Annotated in this window: 15 protein-coding genes; 4 read left to right on the top strand and 11 right to left on the bottom strand. The window is 55.2% G+C overall.

Features of this window, described 5'->3' with window-relative positions; all coding sequences use genetic code 11:
- Positions 1–10: 10 nt before the first annotated feature.
- The 5 genes from PSH66_RS29850 to PSH66_RS29870 all read right to left on the bottom strand — a co-directional run bounded on the left by PSH66_RS29850 (position 11) and on the right by PSH66_RS29870 (position 4,079).
- On the bottom strand, positions 11–481 hold the full coding sequence (locus PSH66_RS29850) for a hypothetical protein (protein ID WP_305428137.1): 471 nt from the start codon (positions 479–481) through the stop codon (positions 11–13).
- A 9-nt stretch (positions 482–490) separates the two neighbouring features.
- Positions 491–817, bottom strand: coding sequence for a hypothetical protein (locus PSH66_RS29855; RefSeq protein WP_305428138.1), 327 nt, complete (start codon positions 815–817; stop codon positions 491–493).
- Positions 818–1,565: 748 nt separating this feature from the next.
- A complete protein-coding gene (locus tag PSH66_RS29860; RefSeq protein ID WP_305428139.1) occupies positions 1,566–2,990 on the bottom strand; it encodes an SIR2 family protein in 1,425 nt (474 codons plus the stop codon).
- A 57-nt stretch (positions 2,991–3,047) separates the two neighbouring features.
- Positions 3,048–3,545, bottom strand: a complete 498-nt coding sequence (locus PSH66_RS29865; RefSeq protein WP_305428140.1) for a TIR domain-containing protein — start codon at positions 3,543–3,545, stop codon at positions 3,048–3,050.
- A gap of 21 nt (positions 3,546–3,566) precedes the next feature.
- Positions 3,567–4,079 carry a toll/interleukin-1 receptor domain-containing protein gene (locus PSH66_RS29870; protein WP_305428141.1) on the bottom strand — a complete coding sequence of 171 codons (513 nt, stop codon included), beginning with the start codon at positions 4,077–4,079 and terminating at the stop codon, positions 3,567–3,569.
- Positions 4,080–4,512: 433 nt separating this feature from the next.
- Here PSH66_RS29870 and PSH66_RS29875 point away from each other — a divergent pair, with 433 nt between their 5' ends.
- The 4 genes from PSH66_RS29875 to istB all read left to right on the top strand — a co-directional run bounded on the left by PSH66_RS29875 (position 4,513) and on the right by istB (position 10,075).
- The gene (locus PSH66_RS29875) at positions 4,513–6,300 is read left to right on the top strand and encodes an ATP-dependent endonuclease (protein WP_305428142.1); all 1,788 of its coding nucleotides are present in this window, start codon (positions 4,513–4,515) and stop codon (positions 6,298–6,300) included.
- Entirely contained in the window at positions 6,297–7,661 is a 1,365-nt protein-coding gene (locus PSH66_RS29880; protein ID WP_305428143.1) for an ATP-dependent helicase, read from the top strand. The genes PSH66_RS29875 and PSH66_RS29880 overlap by 4 nt, the downstream gene beginning before the upstream one ends.
- A 128-nt stretch (positions 7,662–7,789) precedes the next feature.
- Complete coding sequence (gene istA, locus PSH66_RS29885) at positions 7,790–9,304, top strand: IS21 family transposase (RefSeq protein WP_305427867.1); 1,515 nt, start codon at positions 7,790–7,792, stop codon at positions 9,302–9,304.
- Between the two features lie 18 nt (positions 9,305–9,322).
- Positions 9,323–10,075 carry an IS21-like element ISPsy14 family helper ATPase IstB gene (gene istB / locus PSH66_RS29890; protein ID WP_305428145.1) on the top strand — a complete coding sequence of 251 codons (753 nt, stop codon included), beginning with the start codon at positions 9,323–9,325 and terminating at the stop codon, positions 10,073–10,075.
- 563 nt (positions 10,076–10,638) lie between these two features.
- On the opposite strand, the gene glmS is transcribed toward istB, so the two are convergent.
- The 6 genes from glmS to atpG form a co-directional block, all read right to left on the bottom strand.
- Positions 10,639–12,471: a glutamine--fructose-6-phosphate transaminase (isomerizing) gene (gene glmS, locus PSH66_RS29895; RefSeq protein ID WP_003177058.1), complete on the bottom strand. Its 1,833-nt coding sequence runs from the start codon at positions 12,469–12,471 to the stop codon at positions 10,639–10,641.
- Between the two features lie 10 nt (positions 12,472–12,481).
- Positions 12,482–13,249, bottom strand: coding sequence for a DeoR/GlpR family DNA-binding transcription regulator (locus PSH66_RS29900; protein WP_003177059.1), 768 nt, complete (start codon positions 13,247–13,249; stop codon positions 12,482–12,484).
- A gap of 228 nt (positions 13,250–13,477) precedes the next feature.
- Positions 13,478–14,845, bottom strand: coding sequence for a bifunctional UDP-N-acetylglucosamine diphosphorylase/glucosamine-1-phosphate N-acetyltransferase GlmU (gene glmU / locus PSH66_RS29905; RefSeq protein WP_003177060.1), 1,368 nt, complete (start codon positions 14,843–14,845; stop codon positions 13,478–13,480).
- 125 nt (positions 14,846–14,970) lie between these two features.
- A complete protein-coding gene (locus PSH66_RS29910; protein WP_003177061.1) occupies positions 14,971–15,387 on the bottom strand; it encodes a F0F1 ATP synthase subunit epsilon in 417 nt (138 codons plus the stop codon).
- A 44-nt stretch (positions 15,388–15,431) separates the two neighbouring features.
- Entirely contained in the window at positions 15,432–16,808 is a 1,377-nt protein-coding gene (atpD, locus tag PSH66_RS29915) for a F0F1 ATP synthase subunit beta (RefSeq protein ID WP_003177062.1), read from the bottom strand.
- A gap of 27 nt (positions 16,809–16,835) precedes the next feature.
- Positions 16,836–17,696: a F0F1 ATP synthase subunit gamma gene (atpG, locus tag PSH66_RS29920; protein ID WP_003195829.1), complete on the bottom strand. Its 861-nt coding sequence runs from the start codon at positions 17,694–17,696 to the stop codon at positions 16,836–16,838.
- Positions 17,697–17,702: the final 6 nt, after the last annotated feature.

The raw sequence follows: 17,702 nt of genomic DNA on the forward strand, positions 1-17,702 counted from the left end.
AAGGCATTTCCTATCGTTCAGACCGCGCCCAGCGCAGTTTGCTGATCGCTTTGAATTGACTGATACCGACTGAGCCACGTTCGTTTCGAGCCTTTGACCCAGGCCTTGTCAGTAACGCCTCAACCGCAGAGCGATCCGCTTCAAAAATCTGGAAAGCGTTGTAATCCGCATCGAGAAGAACCAGTAAAACAGTATCGAAGGGTTGCCTTAAATCGATTGACCCCACTCGGCCGCTTCGCATTCGTGGGCTGGTGAAATACCGCCCCTTGATTTGAATTCTGACTGTCAGCCCATCTCTCACTTCTGTCGCGTCGTACCCAGCTTGCCTAGCCAGTTCCAACTCGACGTTGAGGTGCCGAGCTGCCTCGTACTCTGCGATTTCCCCAGTCACGCCCAGCGGTTTGCGAGTGAGTTGGTAATAACGGCGAGCCAAAACCTTGGTGTCTCGAAGGATCTGGTACACCTCATCGGCGTCCTCCATGCGATTTTCCTAGCTGTTCCAGACCTTCCAAACAGGCTGCGATGTCTCGCATGCACTAATCCAGTCGCCGATCTCCTGAATCATTTCCTGGGCTCGTTGTTCGTCTATTTCGCCGCCATCCAATTGCTCCCATACGAAGCCCAGGAACGCACCGACGTCGTGAGGGAATTTCACGTGGTCTTGATGTAAGTTCGACTCAAGGAACGGCGCACCTTCTCGATCAGCATCACCATAGATCGCGACGTGGGAAATGTGCCATCCAGCTTCGATTTTCTGTACCGTGAGCGTCGTGTTCGCTGACCACCGACGCGTCCAATAAGTAAGCTTGAAATCCATAAGTGTTCCTTAGCTTAAGGGGGTAGACGCCAACGCGGCGTTCCTCTAAGGCCTCAGCCCCGCAGGTGCCGGGCTTGGGCGTTGCTGAGCGACTTTTCCTACTTTAGTGGGACTGATGCTTCTCCATATAGCGAAGCACCTCGAATCGATCAGCATGGACCAAGGCGCATGCTGAATAATCACCTTCCCAAACAGCCGTAGCCCAAGTTCCCTCTAGCCCTGCATGCCAGAATGCTCCCCATTTCCCATTTGGTAGCTCCAGCAAAAGCCATTCTGGAAATGGACACTTCCGTGCAAGGCTCAAAACATATTCGTCATGATGCGGTTCGCTCGGCATTCCCATACAGTGTTGCTCCTCTTTCCTATTTCAGTTCAAGTAGCCCTTGCTGGAGCGCAAGCCCGACGGCATGGAGGTAAATCTCCATCAACACCGTCGAACTCGGCTCACGATCTACCGGCCATTCTTTGAACTGACCTGGACCACTTCCACTGCGTGCAATCACTACTGGAACAGTGGTGAAAAACAATATATTTTGACACCAAGAGGTCAATGAATTCAGGCGATAATCGGGGTAGCCGGCCATGCCAGCAGGGTTAATATTTTGACACCTAGCGGTTGATCTCAACAGAGCTAAACGGGTTTTCAACAATATATTTTGACAACACTTGTCGAGAGCTGACGCTGTAACGGCAACCCACCAACGAAGGCTCCCAAAAGGAGCCTTTGTCTCTTAACCCGCCGTAGCTATTATCTATCCAACCTGACGATCGCATCGGCAATTTTTTTCACGGCTTCAGGCCACCCAAGCGACGGATCGGAGAGTTCATCTATAACAGCTATGAGCCATTTATGAGCCTCATAAAGTTCAGGCCTTGTCTTAACCATGCTATAGACCGCTTTGGCAGCGAAACCCGTACAAGCCACCGGGATCAAGATGCGACCCTGCTCTATGGCTATCTCTGCTTCACGAATCACGCCCCCGGCCAGGACCAACTGACCGTCTTCTATCTTATTGCCAAATACAAAAATGCTCACTCCTGCCAAGCCAATCATTCTCTGGCGGTACTCTTCCCATAAAACGCTTAGATCCTTTTTGGAGCTTGGGAATTGCGGGAAGGGGCGCATAACCAATTGATCTTCGGAATACTTCTCCGGATGCTGATATATCGCGTCTAGAGCGCCATTGATCACAGCGCTACCGACGCCCCAGCCGAACCCGTTCACAATTCTGCGATCTTTAAATACAAGCTCGGATGACAGGGTATGAATGAATTTAAGGGATTGCTCCTTCCCCCAGTCCCCATAGTCTTCGGCGCTGCCGGAAATAAAAACGGTCTTTTTTAGATATCGTCGTTCGATTTCCTTGAGGATTTCGGTGATGTCCGAGTACTTATCCACCAAGAGCGGTTGAATGCCGTACCTTCGCAGGTCTTCAACACGGAAATCTTGTTTCCGTCTTTTGTACTGTTGAATCTCTTCGTCCTCATCAGAATCCACGTCCTCTCGTTTCACGAAGCAATAGTGGGTCCGGATTGTGGATGTATGAAGACGGCTGAGTACGTAATCCAAGTTAGGATCCGTGAAACTGAAACCAATGAAAAGGAAGGTCTTTGAGACCAGATCACCACTGAGAGCTGTGACGAAGGGCGCGTAATCTCGGTAGTATGTCTCATACTGCTGCTTGTAAAGGATGGCGTTCGCAGCATCCGACACGCAGCCGTGCATTTTGTATACGACAGCGTCTCTTTTCGGACGAGTGACGTTCAGCTGGCTCAATTTGTACTTCACATCTGCGACCTTGTAGGCCTGCTTCAGAGAGTCCTCAATGAGGCTATCGTAGTTGGTCGTCCAATAGGTCCTTATCGGAAGACGAGCTAATATTTTGTGATTATCAGAAGGCTCAGCCTGATGGGAAAACTCTTCAACAATCTTCCGGGTAAGTTTTGCAGGCCCCTTAGTCTTATTTACGTGATATTGAGCCAGAGAAATCAAGTCACTTTCTAGATCAATCTTTAGTTCGAGCTCTTCTGCAATATCTGTTAACAACTCTTTCCAGTTTACATGCCCTGAAGACTTAGATAGACCCGCACCTGCAAAAATTGCGGCGTTATTTTCAGTTAAATCTTTAACAAAGTCACGAATAAAACTATTTATTTCACCAGTGAATTTCATAGTCTGCACCCATAAGAAAGCCGCTTACTGCAAAGCAATAAGCGGCGCTATTAAAAATTAATATTTATTACGAGTTTCGATCGCTTTTTCGATCCAGCTATCAATATTCTCAGCAATATAATTGTATCTCGCTTTGCTATCAGTACCGACTGGATTATAAATCTGTACAATAGAAGAAAGTTCCTTCTTATCATCGCCCAAAGTGAAGTGAGCAAATGGGTCGGCACCCTGGCTAGAGGTCTTCTCTTCAGAATCCTTAATGCCATGGATGTAGATACCTAGCAGCCCCATCTTATTAGACCAAGCTTTTTTGATTTCGTAATCGATCCATTTCCGCTTAGCGGTGTTCGATCCGATCAAGACAATTGCGCAGGTGCGACCTTTCATCTGAGAGTCAATCCATTTCTGAATCTCTTCATCACCGCCCTCGGTCACTTTCTCCCAATCGTTATCAAGTGCCGGCTGATTGCCTTCAATCGCGCCAATACTGCGGATCGTGCTTGCCCGCCAGCTATCAGGCTTATAATGGAAACTGAAAAAACACTTACGAGCCATCACATCTTCCTTTACGAGTGGTTACCAAACAGTTCGGGCATAACGCCCATTCTTCATATTGGGATCAAACACTGCCAACTGCCCGTCAGAGGCGACGTCAATTCGACGATAGAGATCCAAGTATTCTTGCCCGTAAGTGCCGCGAGTATCCTGAGTCGGTGCGATCACTATTTTGTCGTTAAGTTTGACACCATCGGCAAAACCGATTTCCCAAGGACACCAACGGGAGTGGGACGAATTTTCCGTAGCCAAATATACGAAATAATCATTCTCCTTAATTTGGTGTTGAATTCGCGTAGCGGTATCTTTATTTGGCCGCTCGGGCATGTCGGCATCTAGCCAATCTATGTAAACCTTACAGCCAGCGTCTTGCAGCAATTGCGCAAAGCCTAAAGCAAGATTCTGGTCTTTATGGCTATGGCACAAAAAAATGGTTGATTGCCCAAGATTCTTTGCTTGCTGAATCGATCTAGCTTGCGCATTGAACTGTGAACGGCGATAGGATGCGCTACGTAGAGAGTCCGTTGAAATCAAGATTGAGCACTCGTCTGGTGTGATCTTATTTTGATATCACTTATTTTGAGGATTTTCAATAGTACTAAATCAGGCGTCAAATTTTAGGCGACAGTGTTTTCAGCCTCCTCTAACAGGAACGCGTTTGTGTAAATGGCGCTTCAGCGCTTGTAATATTTTCAAACACAAAATCTTAAGATCAGGTTTGTCTGGTGACTCATCGGTCCCCATCCGGTGCGCCACGGACAGGAAAACTAGCAGGCTCGAGCTAGAGCCTAAGCACCACACGGAAGTGATGTCCGGGAAATCGATTCAGACACGCGTCCGAAATCGGTCATCAATTCGGGGAGGCTACTCCGAAACTCTCCTATATTGACTATCTCGGAGGTCGGCAAGGCTCCGCTCCCAAAAGAGAAATGTTCTTTATACGTTCGTTGAGTCCAAAGGAAATGTGATGAAAGTAGCGATCTTGGATATCCAAAATTTCCGCGGTATCCGTGAAGGAAGCGTTCACTTTAAAGACCATCCTGTTCTGATTGGAGCCAACAACACCGGCAAAACTACGGTGATAGAGGCGTTGACGCTTCTTCTAGGGAGGGAGCGGATGATCAGGGAGCTCACCGAACATGACTTTTACGGTTCAGATCCCCAGCCTGCCGACAGGATAAAGCTTGTAGCCACAATCACAGATTTTCCTTCGGAAGACCCTTATCAGAATACCGATTGGTTTAGGGACGGTAGAGGCGTGCCTAAATGGCTGAACGAAGCCAACGGTACGATCAGCGCAGTTCGCACAGAAGAAGCATCGAAGCTTTGCTGCCAAATTGGCGCTCAAGCTTATTTTGATCGCGACTCACTGTCGGTTGAGATGGTTCGTTACTTCCACGATCACGATAGCCCGATGGATCCTTTCGCAGAAGACTCGCCTGTAGGCGTTCCTCCTCGATTGATAAAAGAAATTGGGTTTTACCTAGTACGTGCGAGCCGTACCTGGGACAAGGTTTTTTCTTGGGGGAGTGAGCTGTTCAGACGCACGCTACAAGCAGCTGCAGCCCAACCATCCGATGCCATTTTATCCGAGCGTGATCGGCTCAGAAGCCCGGAAGCCCCTATCGAGAACGATGATCGAATTTCACCACTGATCCAGAACGTCAACGCCGAATTAGCGAGATGCATACCGAATGCACCCCTTGTTCAACTGCGAGTGACCAGTACCGATAGCCGATCACTTCTCGACTCTATCGCAGCGCATTTTGCTGTCGTCGGAGGACTAGGCGTACCCGCAGCCAGACAAGGCAGTGGCTTGGTGTCTCTGCAAGGATTGTTACTACTTTTGGAACTAGGTCGAGGACGTGCCGCAGCGGGTGAGGGTTTTCTAATGGCTCTGGAGGAGCCTGAGCTTCATCTACCCCCAGCAGGGCAACAGCAGCTGGTACAACGAGTGCAAGCGCTTTCGACCCAGACCTTCATTACTACTCATTCCCCATTGATTGCGGCAGTATCAGATCCTACCTCTGTATTGGTTCTTCGAAATGTTGACGGCCACCTCTCCGCCTTTCCCTTTTTAGCGGAGCCGCTGCTACCAGACGCCCAGAACTGGAAGAGGAAATTTTTTCAACAAAGTCGTGTAGATGTACTGTCGGCTTTAATGCACCCATGTGTATTGGTGCCTGAGGGCCGTGCTGATTTCCTGTTACTCAAAACGGTGCTGCGACCTTTGATGTTGACCGAGGGTTGGTCCACGAACATGACAGCTATGTTTGGACTGGAGGTAGGCGTCGTTCCCACTGAGGATGCCAAAGTGGTAGAGACGTTCCAGTTACTATCAGCTACCCATCAAAAAGTCTGCTGCCTGGTGGACGGTGACAGGGACGGTAAACGCTACATCACTAACCTTCTGGCAGAGCCTAATGCTCCCTCATCAATAATTCGGTGGGCAGATGACGAAATGATCGAAGATGCCATCGGATGGATCCTTGCTGCGGATGGAGACGACATTGTCAGGAAACTTACGGAGTTGACGGAGATTGCCCCCACGGCTGTATCTGACATCGTCACTCATTTAAAAAATAAGAAGGTGGACGTGATCTGTTATGAATCGGTGGCAGACGCGATAGTTAACTCACCTCTCTGTCGCGTCAGAGCAGCAGAGTTGTTCAGCTGTTTGGCTATGGCTTGCGCAGGAACCGCTAGCGCACATTTCGTCGCCGACCCAGAGGGCGTCTGGGTATTCCAACCATGACTATTCAATCTTTCTCCGGCGCAGCAGGTTGTGGAAAGACTCATCAGTTGATGGCAAACCTAGCCGCGAGACTGGGAAGACAACCTCTACAGACGTTTCAGAAAGTTTTGGCGTTGACCTTTATGCATGGGTCGCGCCGGCGCCTGGACGATCGACTGAGAGATGTCGCTCTGCTACGTCGGCAGTACGAGTGCACCACAATCGATGGGTTCGCTTGGCGAATCGTCAGTAGATGGCAAGCACTAATAACTCAATTAGAGATGGGGCATCCAAGAGTCAATGATTATGAGGCAGTCTGCCAGGTCGCCGCGGACCTCCTGTCTCACGATATCGTTGTCCGCTGGATCGCCGCGACATATCCCATTGTAGTCGTGGATGAAGCACAAGATCTCACGCCAAATCGACTGCGGATAGTGCAGGCAATGGCTCCGCATGTTGACCTGCTAATTGCTGCAGATGAATTTCAATGCCTCATCGAGGAGCTACGTCCTAACCCAGCCTGCGATTGGCTAACTGCTGTTGGCCACGACGCACTTCTTCAGCAGCCAAGGCGCACCTCAGATCAAAATCTCCTTGCCGCCGCCGGTGCTATCCGATCAGCACAGGCTCCAGCATCAAATGGGCTCTTTAAGATTTTCCACACCCCCACACCAGCTCTCGCCGCTTCTTACGTTTCTAATGGCATTGGTTGGAATAGAGGGGGGAAACGGGTCGCAATTATCACCCCAACAATGGGGCAATTTGCCCACGACATCCTCACGTGGGTCGCCACCCGAACAACAGGCAGAGGAAATGGACCCTACAACATAATTCTGGAAGAGTCAGAGAGTAAGCTTGCCGACGCATTCATTAAGGATCTGGCTTTGCCGGACCAAGCCACATTGGCGGAAGCGTTCGCCTTGATGGCGGAAAAACCTGCACCTATTGCTCAAGACTTCGTGCGTTGGCTAGAGAAACAGCGTCGGACTAAGGGAAGGACTCATGTCCTTCGAGAAGAAATGGAGAACACAATACGGCACTCATTTTCAAATCAACGACGTCTAAGCTCACGAGATGGGCCCGGCATTCGAGCGCTAACCGTTCATGGAGCAAAAAACAGAGAATTTGATTTAGTGATTGTGCTCTGGCCTGCGGCAATTCGTGGAAATGACGAGCAACAGAGACGGCTACTTTACAATGCCGTTACCAGAGCAAAGCACCAGTGCTTGGTACTGGTACAACTCCCGAAAGCAATGACACTTCCCCCTTTCGCCGTTCGAGAGGTGCGTATTCCACGCGCATTTGGACACCCATTCCACGAACACTTGGACAGCGATTCCACGCTGACTTGGACACTCATTCCACGGCCACTTGGACACTGATTCCACGAGCACTTGGACAGTGATTTCTCACTGATCCGACCCACGCTCAGGCAGGCGACAACGCAGGACTATTCACTACCATCGGCCTCTTTTATCGAAGCGAAGAGGTCGTCGTGGAGCGTATATCCATGCGTAAAATCCGAGAGGTACTGCGCCTAAAGTTCGACGCCGGCCTGTCCGTGCGCAAGATCGCCGCCAGCTTGCGCATCAGCAGCGGCAGTGCCGGCAATTACCTGCACCGTTTCAACGCTTGCGGGCTGACTTGGCCGACATCATTGTCGGACGCCGAGCTGGAGCGATGCCTGTTTCCGCCAGCACCAACAGTTCCCAGCGATCAAAGGCCGATGCCTGATTGGGCTCGGGCGCATGCCGAGCTGCGCCGCCCCGGCGTGACTCTGGCTCTGCTCTGGCAAGAGTACCGACTCGCTCATCCGCAAGGCTTTCAATACAGCTGGTTCTGCGAGCACTACCGCCTTTGGGCCGCCAAGGTCGACGTGGTCATGCGCCAGGAACACCGTGCCGGCGAAAAGCTGTTCGTCGATTACGCTGGACAGACCGTGCCGATCATCGACCGGCGAACCGGAGATATCCGCCAGGCCCAGATATTCGTCGCCGTCCTCGGCGCCTCCAGCTACACCTTCGCCGAGGCGACCTGGTCGCAGAAACTGCCCGACTGGCTGGGCTCACACGTCCGCTGTTTTGCTTTTTTCGGCGGCACCGCACAAATCCTGGTGCCCGACAATCTGCGCAGTGGCGTGACCAAGGCGCACCGTTACGAGCCCGATATCAACCCCAGCTACCGCGATCTGGCCGAGCACTACGGCGTCGCCGTATTGCCTGCTCGCTCACGAAAACCCAAGGACAAAGCCAAGGTCGAAGTCGGTGTTCAAGTGGTCGAGCGCTGGATCCTGGCGGTGCTGCGCAATCGGCAGTTCTTTTCGCTGGGTGAACTCAACACTGCCATCGGACTGCTGCTGGATCGCCTCAACCAAAAGCCCTTCAAAAAGCTGCCCGGCTCACGCCGTTCGGCCTTCGAAACCCTTGACCAGCCGGTACTGCAAGCATTGCCGGAACATCCCTACGTCTACGCCGAATGGAAAAAGGTACGCGTCCATATCGACTACCACGTCGAGGTCGACGGTCACTTCTACTCGGTGCCATACCAACTGGTGAAGCACCAACTCGAAGTGCGGCTCACGGCCCAGACCGTCGAGTGCTTCCACGCCAACCAGCGTGTAGCCAGCCACCTGCGCTCGCCGCACAAAGGCCGCCACACTACCCACACCGAGCACATGCCCAAAAGTCACCGCGAACACGCCGAGTGGACACCGCAACGGCTGATCCGCTGGGCAGAGCAAACCGGGCCGAACACGGCTGGCGTTATCGCCTACATCCTCGAACGCCGAATCCATCCGCAGCACGGCTTCCGAGCCTGTCTAGGCATCCTGCGCCTGAGCAAACAGCACGGCGAAGCGCGGCTGGAAGCCGCGTGCCAGCGTGCGCTGGCACTGGGCGCATGCAGTTACAAGAGCCTGGAATCGATCCTGCGCCAGGGGCTGGAACGCCTGCCGCTGGCCCAGCAAAACCTGCCGCTACTGCCCGACGAGCACATCAACCTGCGCGGCCCGGGCTACTACCACTGACTAAAAAGGAGCACGAACATGCCTAACCCGACCCTCGACAAGCTGCAAATCCTACGCCTGCACGGCATGATCAAGGCGCTTGGCGAACAACACGCAACGCCCGACATCAACGATCTCAGCTTCGACGAACGCCTCGGCCTGATGGTCGACCGCGAGCTGAGCGAGCGCGAAGACGCCCGCCTGACGACTCGCCTCAAAGCCGCACGACTGCGCCATAACGCCTGCCTGGAAGACATCGACTACCGCAGCCCGCGCGGCCTGGACAAGGCGCTGATCCTGCAACTGGGCAGCGGTCAGTGGCTGCGCGACGGCCTGAACCTGATCATCGGCGGCCCAACCGGCGTAGGCAAAACTTGGCTCGCCTGCGCGCTGGCCCACAAAGCCTGCCGCGACGGTTACAGCGTGCGCTATCTGCGGCTGCCGCGCTTGATGGAAGAACTGGGCCTGGCCCACGGCGATGGGCGCTTCGCGAAACTGATGGCGAGTTATGCCAAGACCGACTTGCTGATCCTGGACGACTGGGGCCTGGCGCCGTTTACCGCAGCGCAACGGCGCGACATGCTCGAACTACTGGACGACCGCTACGGCAACCGCTCGACGCTGGTGACCAGCCAGATGCCGGTGGACAAATGGCATGCACTGATCGGCGATCCGACCTTGGGCGACGCGATCCTCGACCGGCTGGTGCATAACGCTTATCGGATCGAACTGAAGGGCGAATCGATGCGCAGGCGCGCAACGAAATTGACGGCGACAGAGACTTCAGACTAACAATGCAAACCTGCGTCGCTGCGCTCCGACTGCCTGTCCAAGTGGACGTGGATCAGATGTCCAAGTGAGCGTGGAACGAGTGTCCAAATGATCGTGGGCTGAGTGTCCAAGTGTCGTGGAATCCGCACCATGAACCTTGCGCGACCGACCATGTGATGGAACGTCTTGCACACGCAACCACGGCAAATAGAGCTCGTGACTTCCTTGCCCAAAGCCTTTTTCGATATGCCGATCAATATCGGACTGCGTCTTGAAGCTACGACCACGCAAGCCAACCTCCCATGCCTTCTGCGGCCTCCACATATCCTCAAAAATGGAATGTGCACAAAAAGTCCTAGGAAAATATCAGCGCTGTGAATAAGTCTAAGTCCTGTAACAGACTACGCCTCTAGCAAGATCACAACCCAAAATCGGACATACGGTGGAGGACATAAAAAAGAAAAAGCCCCTGAAATCAGGGGCTTTAGGCATTGTGTCAAAATATCTTGCCTGGTGTCAGAATATTTTGTCTAGTGTCAAAATATTTTGTCAAAAACCACAGGGGCCTCCAGACGCAGGGCGGGTTATTCCACCGTCACCGACTTGGCCAGGTTGCGCGGCTGGTCAACGTCGGTGCCCTTGAGCACGGCCACGTAGTAAGACAGCAGTTGCAGCGGGATGGTGTAGAGGATCGGCGACAGGGTGTCGTTGATGTGCGGCATGTTGATGACGTGGGTGCCTTCGCCGTTGGTCATGCCGGCTTTCTCGTCGGCGAAGACCACCAACTGGCCGCCACGGGCGCGCACTTCCTGCAGGTTGGATTTGAGCTTTTCCAGCAGTTCGTTGTTCGGCGCAACGGTGACCACTGGCATGTCATCATCCACCAGGGCCAACGGGCCGTGTTTGAGCTCACCGGCCGGGTAGGCTTCGGCGTGGATGTAGGAGATTTCCTTGAGCTTGAGCGAGCCTTCCATCGCCACCGGGTACTGCGCGCCGCGGCCGAGGAACAGGGTGTGGTTCTTGTCGGCGAACAACTCGGCGACTTTTTCCACAACGCTGTCCATGGCCAGGGCTTCGCCCAGGCGGGTCGGCAGGCGGCGCAGTTCTTCGACCAGCGTGGCTTCGACGCCGCTGGCCAGGGTGCCGCGTACTTGGCCCAGGGACAGGGTCAACAGCAGCAGGCCGACCAGTTGGGTGGTGAAGGCTTTGGTGGAGGCCACGCCGATTTCGCGACCGGCCTGGGTCAGCAGGGTCAGGTCGGATTCACGCACCAGGGAGCTGATGCTGACGTTGCAGATCGCCAGGCTGGCGAGGAAGCCCAGCTCTTTGGCATTGCGCAGGGCGGCCAGGGTGTCGGCGGTTTCGCCGGACTGTGAGATGGTCACGAACAGGGTGTCGGGCTGTACCACCACTTTGCGGTAGCGGAACTCGCTGGCCACTTCGACCTGGCACGGGATGCCGGCCAGTTCTTCCAACCAGTAACGGGCAACCATGCCGGCGTGGTAGCTGGTGCCGCAGGCAACGATTTGCACATTGCGTACTTTGGCGAACAGCTCGGCGGCTTGTGGGCCGAAGGCGTTGACCAGTACGTGTTTGTCGCCCAGGCGACCTTCCAGGGTGCGTTGCACCACGGCCGGTTGCTCGTGGATTTCCTTGAGCATGAAGTGGCGGAATTCACCTTTGTCGGCCGCTTCGGCACCGTCGCGGTATTGCACGGCTTCGCGTTCGACGGATTGACCGTTCACGTCCCAAATTTGCACGCTTTCACGGCGAATGTCGGCGATATCGCCTTCTTCGAGGTACATGAAGCGGTCAGTGACCTGACGCAGGGCCAGTTGGTCGGACGCAAGGAAGTTTTCCCCCAGGCCCAGGCCGATCACCAGCGGGCTCCCACTGCGAGCGGCAACCACACGGTCTGGTTGGCTGGCGCTGATCACGGCCAGGCCGTAGGCGCCGTGCAGTTCCTTGACCGTGGCCTTGAGGGCGGTGGTCAGGTCGCTGTGGTCCTTGAGTTTATGGTTGAGCAGGTGGGCAATGACTTCGGTGTCTGTGTCCGAAGTGAATACGTAGCCCAGGCCCTTGAGCTGTTCGCGCAGCACTTCGTGGTTTTCGATGATGCCGTTGTGCACCACGGCCAGGTCACCGGAGAAGTGCGGATGGGCGTTACGCTCGCACGGTGCGCCGTGGGTGGCCCAGCGGGTGTGGGCAATACCCAGGCGACCCACCAGCGGCTCACCGGCCAGGGCCTGGTCCAGTTCGCTGACTTTACCCGGGCGACGCACGCGCTCAAGCTTGCCGGCGTTGGTGAAAACCGCCACACCGGCGCTGTCATAGCCGCGGTATTCGAGGCGCTTGAGGCCTTCGATCAGGATCGCGGTAACGTTACGTTCGGCAACTGCGCCAACAATTCCACACATGGTGTTTCTCCTAGATGATTGCCGCGCATATCAGCGTAATGCCGCGGGCTTGGATCTGGTCGCGGGCCTCCAGCGGCAGGCGATCATCGGTGATAAGGGTATGGACGCTGCTCCAGGGCAGTTCCAGGTTGGGAATCTTGCGGCCGATCTTGTCGGATTCGACCATCACCACCACTTCACGAGCGACCTCGGCCATCACGCGGCTCAGGCCCAGCAGTTCATTGAAGGTGGTGGTACCGCGCTCCAGATCGATGCCATCGGCACCGATGAACAGTTGATCGAAGTCGTAGGAGCGCAGTACCTGCTCGGCCACCTGGCCCTGGAACGAATCCGAATGCGGGTCCCAGGTGCCGCCGGTCATCAACAGCACCGGCTCATGTTCCAGTTCGCTCAACGCGCTGGCCACGTGCAGGGAGTTGGTCATGACGACCAAGCCAGGCTGGTGGCCCAGTTCCGGGATCATGGCGGCGGTGGTGCTGCCGCTGTCGATGATGATGCGGGCGTGTTCGCGCAAGCGCACCACGGCAGCACGGGCAATGGCGCGTTTGTAGATCGAGATAGGTTGGGCGGGGTCGCCGACCAGCTCCTGAGGCATGGTGATAGCGCCACCGTAGCGGCGCAGCAGCAGGCCGTTGCTTTCGAGGGCGGCCAAGTCTTTGCGGATGGTCACTTCCGAGGTTTCGAAACGCTTGGCCAATTCGTCCACGCTGACTTCGCCTTGTTCGTTGAGCAAGGTGAGGATGTTGTGGCGCCGTTGGGGTGTATTTCGTTTCGACATGGCGATGATAAGTTTCGTTTCGAAAGATAACGAAGGCAATCAAAACCTATTGGTGAAAGATCGTCAAGCGTTTGGAACAGATTCTTCCAACAATACAGGCCAAATGTGGGAGGGGGCTTGCCCCCGATTGCGGTGGATCAGTCCACAAAATCATCGACTGAAAATCCGCCATCGGGAGCAAGCCCCCTCCCACATTTGGATATCACTGCTGATGGTGCTGTGGATAACTCAGGTCTTTTTGATTTTGACCGGGCGTTTCCAACCGTCGATGTTGCGTTGGCGGGCGCGGGCGACGGCCAACTGGGACTTATCCACATCCTGGTTGATGGTTGAGCCTGCTGCGGTGCTGGCGCCATCGTCGAGCGTAACTGGGGCGACCAACGAATTGTTGGAGCCAATAAAGACGTCCGCACCGATGGTGGTCTGGTGCTTATTGGCGCCATCGTAATTGCACGTGATGGTGCCAGCGCCGATGTTGGTACGCGCCCCCACGGTGGCATCACCCAGATAGGTCAGGTGGCCGACTTTGGCCTCGTCACCTAATTGGGCGTTTTTCATTTCAACAAAGTTACCCACATGTGCCTTGGCTCCCAGCACGCTACCCGGACGCAACCGCGCAAACGGCCCGGCATCGCTGCCCTCGCCCATCACGGCACCGTCGAGGTGGCTGTTGGCCTTGACCACAACGCCTTTGCGCAGGGTGCTGTCCTTGATCACGCAGTTCGGGCCAATCACCACGTCATCTTCGATGATCACGCGGCCTTCGAGGATCACGTTGATGTCGATCAGCACGTCACGGCCCACAGTGACCTCACCGCGTACATCGAAGCGAGCCGGGTCGCGCAGGGTCACGCCCTGCGCCATCAGGCGGCGGCCTTCGCGCAGTTGATAGTGACGCTCCAGCTCTGCAAGCTGCTTGCGGTCGTTGGCGCCCTGCACTTCCATCGGGTCGTGAGGCTGTTCGGTGGCGACCAGCAGGCCGTCACTCACAGCCATCTCGATGACGTCGGTGAGGTAGTACTCGCCCTGGGCGTTGTTGTTGGACAGGCGGCCCATCCAGTCGGCGAGCTTGTTGGCGGGGACGGCGAGGATACCGGTGTTGCCTTCGGTGATGGTGCGCTGGGCTTCGCTGGCGTCCTTGTGTTCAACAATGGCGGCGACCTTGCCATCGGCATCGCGCACGATGCGTCCGTAGCCGGTGGGGTCTTCCAGCTCGACGGTGAGCAGGCCCATCTGGCCCGGCACTACGTGCGTGAGCAAACGTTGCAGGGTTTGTACTTCAATCAGCGGCACGTCGCCGTAGAGGATCAGCACCGTGTCAGCGGTGATGAACGGCACGGCTTGCGCGGCGGCGTGGCCGGTGCCCAGTTGTTTGTTTTGCAGCACGAAATTCAGGTCGTCCGCGGCCAGGCGTTCACGCACCACATCGGCACCGTGGCCGATTACTACGTGAATGCGCTGGGGGTCGAGTTGCCGGGCGCTGTGTATAACATGGCCCAGCATGGAGTTGCCGGCTACCGGGTGCAGCACCTTGGGCAAAGCCGAACGCATGCGGGTGCCTTGGCCTGCTGCGAGAATGACGATTTCAAGAGACATGAATGGCTACCAATCCTGGGCGGTCCGGCTTCAGACCAAAGAAGTGTTTTGCTAAAAAAGAAAAAGGGTAGCCGAGGCTACCCTTTTTAATCAATCGCACAGTCAGTATTACGACAGATGCCGTTTTACTTCTTGCGGATCTGCTGGAGAGTACGCAGCTGGGCTGCGGCCTCGGCCAGACGGACTGCAGCAGCGCTGTAGTCGAAGTCTGCGCCTTTTTCGTTCAGCGCCTTCTCGGCAGCCTTGACGGCTTCCTGAGCGGAGGCTTCATCCAGGTCGCCAGCACGTTGCACGGTGTCGGCAAGTACCTTGACCATGTTCGGCTGAACTTCGAGGAAACCACCGGAGATGTAAAACACCTCCTTTTCCCCGCCTTGCTTGGTCAGCGTGATCGGACCTGGCTTCAAGCTGGTGATCAACGGCGCGTGGCCCATGGCAATACCCAGGTCACCGAGTTCGCCGTGTGCAATCACCATTTCTACCAGACCGGAGAAAATTTCCCCTTCCGCGCTGACGATATCGCAATGGACTGTCATAGCCATCTGATTGCCTCAACCTGATGAGCGCCCGTTTCCGGGCGCTTGGATTACAGTTTCTTGGCTTTCTCGATCGCTTCTTCGATGCCGCCGACCATGTAGAACGCTTGTTCTGGCAGGTGGTCGTAGTCACCGTTGAGGATGCCTTTGAAGCCAGCAATGGTGTCTTTCAGGGAAACGTATTTACCCGAGGCACCGGTGAAGACTTCAGCCACGAAGAACGGCTGCGACAAGAAACGCTGGATCTTACGAGCACGGTTTACCAACTGCTTGTCGGCTTCCGACAGCTCGTCCATACCCAGGATCGCAATGATGTCCTTCAGTTCTTTGTAACGCTGCAGCACGTACTGAACGCCGCGAGCGGTGTCGTAGTGCTCCTGGCCGATCACGTTCGGGTCCAGCTGGCGCGAAGTCGAGTCGAGTGGATCGACCGCTGGGTAGATACCCAGGGAAGCGATGTCACGGGACAGTACGACGGTGGCGTCCAAGTGGGCGAAGGTGGTCGCTGGCGACGGGTCGGTCAAGTCATCCGCAGGTACGTATACCGCTTGGATCGAAGTGATCGAACCTTCCTTGGTCGAAGTGATACGTTCTTGCAGAACGCCCATCTCTTCAGCCAGGGTCGGCTGGTAACCTACTGCCGAAGGCATACGGCCCAGCAGTGCGGATACTTCAGTACCGGCCAGGGTGTAACGGTAGATGTTGTCGACGAACAGCAGAACGTCGTTACCTTCGTCACGGAACTTCTCGGCCATGGTCAGGCCGGTCAGTGCTACGCGCAGACGGTTACCCGGCGGCTCGTTCATCTGACCGTAAACCAGCGCCACTTTGTCCAGAACGTTGGAGTCCTTCATCTCGTGGTAGAAGTCGTTACCCTCACGGGTACGCTCACCCACACCGGCGAACACGGAATAACCGCTGTGCTCGATGGCGATGTTACGGATCAGTTCCATCATGTTTACGGTCTTGCCTACACCGGCACCACCGAACAGACCGACTTTACCGCCTTTGGCGAACGGGCAAACCAGGTCGATAACCTTGATACCGGTTTCCAGCAGGTCGTTGCCGCCCGCTTGCTCGGCGAACGAAGGTGCTGGACGGTGAATGCCCCAGCGCTCTTCGGTGTCGATCGGGCCCGCTTCGTCAATCGGGTTGCCCAGTACGTCCATGATCCGGCCCAGGGTCGCTTTACCGACCGGTACGGAGATGGCTGCGCCGGAGTCGATAACGTCCAGACCGCGCTTCAAGCCTTCGGTGGAACCCATCGCAATGGTACGAACTACGCCGTCGCCCAGCTGCTGCTGAACTTCCAGAGTAGTTTCCGCGCCTTGTACTTTCAGCGCGTTGTAGATGCTCGGTACGCTGTCGCGTGGGAATTCCACGTCGATAACGGCGCCGATGATTTGAACGATACGTCCGCTACTCATAGCTGGATCCTCTGAATATTTGAACCGTTAAACCGCGGCAGCGCCGCCGACGATTTCCGAGATCTCTTGGGTGATCGCAGCCTGACGCGCCTTGTTGTAGATCAGCTGCAAATCGCTGATCAGATCACCGGCGTTATCGGTAGCGTTTTTCATCGCGATCATCCGCGCCGCTTGTTCAGCTGCGTTGTTCTCGACCACCGCCTGGTACACCTGCGACTCCACGTAGCGCACCATCAAGCCGTCAAGCAGCTCTTTGGCGTCTGGTTCGTAGAGGTAGTCCCAGTGGTGCTTGAGTTCCTGATCCGGAGTCGCCACCAGTGGAATCAATTGCTCCACGGTTGGCTGCTGGGTCATGGTGTTGATGAACTTGTTGGATACCACGGACAGGCGGTCAATCCGGCCTTCCAGGTACGCATCCAGCATCACCTTCACACTGCCGATCAAATCATTGATCGACGGCTCTTCACCCAGGTGGCTGATAGCTGCAACGACGTTACCGCCGAAGTTACGGAAAAAGGCCGCACCCTTGCTACCCACAACACACAGATCGATCTCGACGCCGTTTTCGCGGTTTACCGCCATGTCCTTGACCAGGGCCTTGAACAGGTTGGTATTCAGACCACCACACAAACCACGGTCACTGCTCACTACCACATAACCCACACGCTTGACGGCGCGCTCGATCATGAACGGGTGGCGGTATTCCGGGTTGGCGTTGGCCAGATGCCCAATTACCTGGCGGATACGCTCCGCATAAGGACGGCTAGCAGCCATGCGCATTTGTGCCTTGCGCATTTTGCTGACCGCCACTTTTTCCATGGCGCTGGTAATTTTTTGCGTGCTTTTGATGCTCGCAATCTTACTGCGAATCTCTTTTGCGCCTGCCATGTAACA

Source organism: Pseudomonas sp. FP597 (assembly GCF_030687435.1).
GTDB classification, from domain to species: domain Bacteria; phylum Pseudomonadota; class Gammaproteobacteria; order Pseudomonadales; family Pseudomonadaceae; genus Aquipseudomonas; species Aquipseudomonas lactucae.

What these genes read in the sequence shown, in the direction of transcription:
- PSH66_RS29875 (WP_305428142.1), top strand. Translation starts at nt 4,513, where the DNA reads ATGAAAGTAGCGATCTTGGATATCCAAAATTTCCGCGGTATCCGTGAA.
- PSH66_RS29865 (WP_305428140.1), bottom strand. Translation starts at nt 3,545, where the DNA reads ATGGCTCGTAAGTGTTTTTTCAGTTTCCATTATAAGCCTGATAGCTGG.
- glmU (WP_003177060.1), bottom strand. Translation starts at nt 14,845, where the DNA reads ATGTCTCTTGAAATCGTCATTCTCGCAGCAGGCCAAGGCACCCGCATG.
- atpG (WP_003195829.1), bottom strand. Translation starts at nt 17,696, where the DNA reads ATGGCAGGCGCAAAAGAGATTCGCAGTAAGATTGCGAGCATCAAAAGC.
- istB (WP_305428145.1), top strand. Translation starts at nt 9,323, where the DNA reads ATGCCTAACCCGACCCTCGACAAGCTGCAAATCCTACGCCTGCACGGC.
- glmS (WP_003177058.1), bottom strand. Translation starts at nt 12,471, where the DNA reads ATGTGTGGAATTGTTGGCGCAGTTGCCGAACGTAACGTTACCGCGATC.
- istA (WP_305427867.1), top strand. Translation starts at nt 7,790, where the DNA reads ATGCGTAAAATCCGAGAGGTACTGCGCCTAAAGTTCGACGCCGGCCTG.
- PSH66_RS29855 (WP_305428138.1), bottom strand. Translation starts at nt 817, where the DNA reads ATGGATTTCAAGCTTACTTATTGGACGCGTCGGTGGTCAGCGAACACG.
- PSH66_RS29860 (WP_305428139.1), bottom strand. Translation starts at nt 2,990, where the DNA reads ATGAAATTCACTGGTGAAATAAATAGTTTTATTCGTGACTTTGTTAAA.
- PSH66_RS29900 (WP_003177059.1), bottom strand. Translation starts at nt 13,249, where the DNA reads ATGTCGAAACGAAATACACCCCAACGGCGCCACAACATCCTCACCTTG.
- PSH66_RS29850 (WP_305428137.1), bottom strand. Translation starts at nt 481, where the DNA reads ATGGAGGACGCCGATGAGGTGTACCAGATCCTTCGAGACACCAAGGTT.
- PSH66_RS29880 (WP_305428143.1), top strand. Translation starts at nt 6,297, where the DNA reads ATGACTATTCAATCTTTCTCCGGCGCAGCAGGTTGTGGAAAGACTCAT.
- PSH66_RS29910 (WP_003177061.1), bottom strand. Translation starts at nt 15,387, where the DNA reads ATGGCTATGACAGTCCATTGCGATATCGTCAGCGCGGAAGGGGAAATT.
- atpD (WP_003177062.1), bottom strand. Translation starts at nt 16,808, where the DNA reads ATGAGTAGCGGACGTATCGTTCAAATCATCGGCGCCGTTATCGACGTG.